Source organism: Kocuria sp. HSID17590 (assembly GCF_003989485.1).
Classification (GTDB): Bacteria; Actinomycetota; Actinomycetes; order Actinomycetales; family Micrococcaceae; genus Kocuria; species Kocuria salsicia.
Genome location: NZ_RBMB01000066.1, coordinates 1 through 3,591, shown reverse-complemented (window position 1 = coordinate 3,591; position 3,591 = coordinate 1). Strand labels below are relative to the sequence as shown.

Annotated in this window: 4 protein-coding genes; 1 reads left to right on the top strand and 3 read right to left on the bottom strand. The window is 61.1% G+C overall.

Annotation, left to right across the window (positions count from 1 at the left end; all coding sequences use genetic code 11):
• Positions 1-258: 258 nt before the first annotated feature.
• On the bottom strand, positions 259-465 hold the full coding sequence (locus D8M39_RS12385; RefSeq protein ID WP_121846641.1) for a cold-shock protein: 207 nt from the start codon (positions 463-465) through the stop codon (positions 259-261).
• A gap of 660 nt (positions 466-1,125) precedes the next feature.
• On the opposite strand from D8M39_RS12385, the gene D8M39_RS12380 reads away from it, so the two are divergent.
• Positions 1,126-2,316, top strand: a complete 1,191-nt coding sequence (locus D8M39_RS12380; RefSeq protein ID WP_094393353.1) for an alcohol dehydrogenase catalytic domain-containing protein — start codon at positions 1,126-1,128, stop codon at positions 2,314-2,316.
• On the opposite strand, the gene D8M39_RS12375 is transcribed toward D8M39_RS12380, so the two are convergent.
• Together D8M39_RS12375 and D8M39_RS12370 are read right to left on the bottom strand one after the other, a co-directional pair.
• Positions 2,247-2,912 carry a relaxase/mobilization nuclease domain-containing protein gene (locus tag D8M39_RS12375; protein WP_238694088.1) on the bottom strand — a complete coding sequence of 222 codons (666 nt, stop codon included), beginning with the start codon at positions 2,910-2,912 and terminating at the stop codon, positions 2,247-2,249. The two genes, D8M39_RS12380 and D8M39_RS12375, sit on opposite strands and share 70 nt — an antisense overlap.
• 302 nt (positions 2,913-3,214) lie before the next feature.
• The gene (locus D8M39_RS12370; RefSeq protein WP_126875116.1) at positions 3,215-3,451 is read right to left on the bottom strand and encodes a hypothetical protein; all 237 of its coding nucleotides are present in this window, start codon (positions 3,449-3,451) and stop codon (positions 3,215-3,217) included.
• Between the last annotated feature and the right edge of the window lie 140 nt (positions 3,452-3,591).

Below are 3,591 nucleotides of genomic sequence, written 5' to 3'. Positions count from 1 at the left end.
ACAACCACGACCGCCGGCATTCATCGCTCGGCTACCTCGCACCCGTCGACTACGCTCGGCAATGCACCCATCAATCGGAAACCGACGACTCGCACAGCGACCGGACCGAATGAAGGGGGCGGCCCACTTAGTCAGGAATTTTGGTGAGTTCCCTCACCTGGGGTATGAGTAGAGGCCCCTCACCATTCAGGTAGGGGCCTCTACTTACCGACCGGGGAGTAGGGATCCTACTCGCAGGTCAACCTGCCACGAAGTGGGTCAGGACAGAACGGAGATGTTCGTGGCTTGGAGGCCGCGATCACCGTTCGTGACGTCGAACTCAACCTTGGCGCCTTCGTCCAAGGAACGGTAGCCGCCGGAGTTGATGCCCGAGAAGTGTGCGAAGACGTCGTCAGAGCCGTCGTCGGGGGCGATGAAGCCGAATCCCTTGTCAGCGTTGAACCATTTAACGGTGCCAGTAGTCATGTGAGACCTGTCTTTCTGTCAGAAAGGGAGCGTGCCCTGAATTTCAGGGGGCTCAGGCGTTGCGATGCTTGCCATAAACGTTTCTTCAGAAAAACAACCGGCCCAGGTGGGCGGGCAAAGCTCAACATAAAAACGAAACTTCAACAACTAATAATCAATCTACGGCCTGGGCGAGGTGGTGTCAAATCCTGGGCGATCATCGGAAAAATCGTTGGAAATGCGCGTAGCTCTTCGGTCCCGTAGGTACCGGGGGAGGGCCACCGCGATCAACACGGTCGTGCCCAGGAGGTAGCCACTTACCAACAACAGGACGCTGAGGAGGAGGGGGTGAGGATGTCTGGGTTCGCAGGGTTCATATGCCGGGAAGGGAGAAGCGGGAGGATCTTCTGGGCGCCCCTACATCCTAGAACGGTGGTCTTCTGACCTGTAAGGCATAGGTTGTGAGATCCCATCGGTACTTTTTGGTTTTGCACGACCGTTACGAGCCTGGGCAAGCCCCCCAGAACGCGGATTCGTCCAGGACGCTTCCCTCCCCACGAGGCCCCTGGGGGTCGATTTAGCCTGTGAGAGACTTGTGGTTCACTTAGACAAGCCTCAGGACTGGGGCTGGACCGAGTCTCCCCGGGCCCCGGTGTGAGAACTCAAGAAGGAGTGAAGAACATGGCAGGCAACCGTTCCGTCGTCTTGCGCGGCGTGAAGAACATGCAGGTTGAGGATCTGGACTTCCCGAAGCTCCAGATGCCCAACGGCAAGAAGGCGCCCCACGGTGTTGTCCTGAAGATCGTGGCTTCCAACATCTGCGGTAGTGACCTCCACATCTACCGCGGGTCCTTCCCCGCCCCGGAAGGCATGGTCATGGGGCATGAGATGACCGGGGAAGTCGTGGAAATCGGCTCTGACGTCGAGTTCCTGAAGGAAGGCGACCTGGTCTCGGTTCCCTTCAACGTGGCTTGCGGCCGCTGCCGCAACTGCCGCAACGGTCGTACCGAGGTCTGCCAGACCTGCAACCCGGACGCCGATTCCGCTGCCTACGGCTTCAACCTGGGCGGCTGGGACGGCGGACAGGCCGAGTATCTCTTTGTTCCCTATGCGGACTTCCAGCTGCTGAAGTTCCCGGACCGTGACCAGGCCATGGAGAAGATCCGCGATCTGGCGCTTCTCTCTGACATCCTCCCGACTGCCTTCCACGGCCTCATGGAGGCTGGCGCCAAGCCCGGGTCCACTGTCTACCTCGCGGGGGCCGGCCCCGTGGGCCGTTGCGGCGCCGCAGCTGCGCGCCTGCTGGGGGCGTCCTGCATCATCGTCGGCGACCATGACAAGGATCGCTTGGCCCTGATGAAGCGCAACGGTTGCGAAACCATTGACCTCAACGAGGATGTCCCGCTGCAGGACCAGATTGAAAAGATCCTTGGCGAGCCGATGGTCGACTGCGCCGTGGACTACGTCGGCACCGAAGCTCACGGCATCGGCAAGGACGCGGACAAAGAGGATCCGGCCTATGCGATCAACCAGGTGATCGACGTTACCCGCGCGGGAGGCGCCACCGGCATCATCGGCATCTACGGGCCTGACCCCCTGGCGGAGTCCAAGGACGAGCAGAACGGCATCTACCCGATTGAATTCGGCAACGCCTGGATCAAGTCCCCGAAGATCACCGCTGGCCAGGCGCCGATCATGCATTACAACTACGAGTTGATGCAGGCGATCCTGTGGGACCGCATGCCGTACCTGTCGGACATGCTGCAGACCAAGGTCATCAGCCTTGACGATGCTCCTCAGGCCTACGCGGACTTCGACAACGGCTCGCAGGAGAAGTACATCATCGACCCGCATGGCATGATCGCCTCCTGATCTTGCTCACCTGGTAGTGAGGCCCTGGCAATTTGCCAGGGCCTCACTACCGCCAGGACGCGCCCCAAGCTGAGGGCGCCTTTTCGTTCTCTTCTATGGCCGGTCAGGAAAAACAGCTGGCCGTGAACCCGGTGCCAGGGGTTCCATAACACCCTCCGTTGACGGCGCGTCGAGCTGGAGGAAGCGGGGGCCACCATCACCTCCGCCGGGCGGCGGGTGCCCATGACCGCACTCATCGCTGTGGGCCTCATCCACGGCGAAGGTTTCCATACCACCCCCCCCAGACCAGTCCCTTGGCACCTTCCGTTCAAACCCCTGAGGCATCGCAGAGCACCGGTCGGCTGCTCGAGCGCGTCCGCGAGCTGGAAACCGAGGTCCAGGAATGGCGCCGGCGCGCCGAAGTTGCTGAAGCACGAGCCGAAGAACGCCGGCGAGCTCTCGACGCCCTCCAAATCGCCAACGAAACCGTGCTCCAGCTCCAGGCGGGTGCACGCGCTTTGGGCTGCACGCCGGTCGTTGCGCCCGTGCCACACCTTGCCCTCGTCGCCGACCCGGCACACCACCACATGCACATGGTCATCGGTGTGGCGGACCATCACCCACCGGTGCTTCTCGAAACCCATGGGATGCGAGACGTCTCGTCGAGCTCGAAGTGACCGTCTCACTTCCTTGGTTATGAGACGCCTCGTCGAACGTTTTTGCTGTCGTCAGTGTTCGTACTCGCGTGCATGGTCAACGTGCTTGCCCGGACTGGGTTCGAGAGCAGCCTGTTGCGCTGGGGTACACCGCAGCGCAACATGCCTGCTGATGGCCCGAAGCGCCGCAGTAGCGACCCCCCTTCACTTCCTCCTTGAAATTGCGCCCAGGCCGAGTGCCAACGATCTTCATCAGTTTGGATCTAGATGGCGAAGGCTCGCCCGCAAACCAGGCAGTAGAAGGGCATCGCCCTGTCTTCAGGAACCTTTACGGGCTCGTACCCGTGACAAGGTGAGGTGATGATTGCCATGTCGTCCGGCTCGGAAAGAGGGGAAGGAGCGTCCGGGGTGTCGAAATGACCTGTCATCTCGATCCGCAGATGTCTGTTGCCCGATTTTTTGAAGGCTCGACCGAACTCGTTTTCCAGATCGGTCAACACGGCAGGAAGGGCTGTGGGCCGCCCCCTTCATTCGGTCCGGTCGCTGTGCGAGTCGTCGGTTTCCGATTGATGGGTGCATTGCCGAGCGTAGTCGACGGGTGCGAGGTAGCCGAGCGATGAATGCCGGCGGTCGTGGTTGT

Bases quoted from the DNA above. Each gene is read 5' to 3' on its own strand.
- D8M39_RS12385 (WP_121846641.1), bottom strand. From the start codon at position 465: ATGACTACTGGCACCGTTAAATGGTTCAACGCTGACAAGGGATTCGGC.
- D8M39_RS12380 (WP_094393353.1), top strand. From the start codon at position 1,126: ATGGCAGGCAACCGTTCCGTCGTCTTGCGCGGCGTGAAGAACATGCAG.
- D8M39_RS12375 (WP_238694088.1), bottom strand. From the start codon at position 2,912: ATGGTCCGCCACACCGATGACCATGTGCATGTGGTGGTGTGCCGGGTC.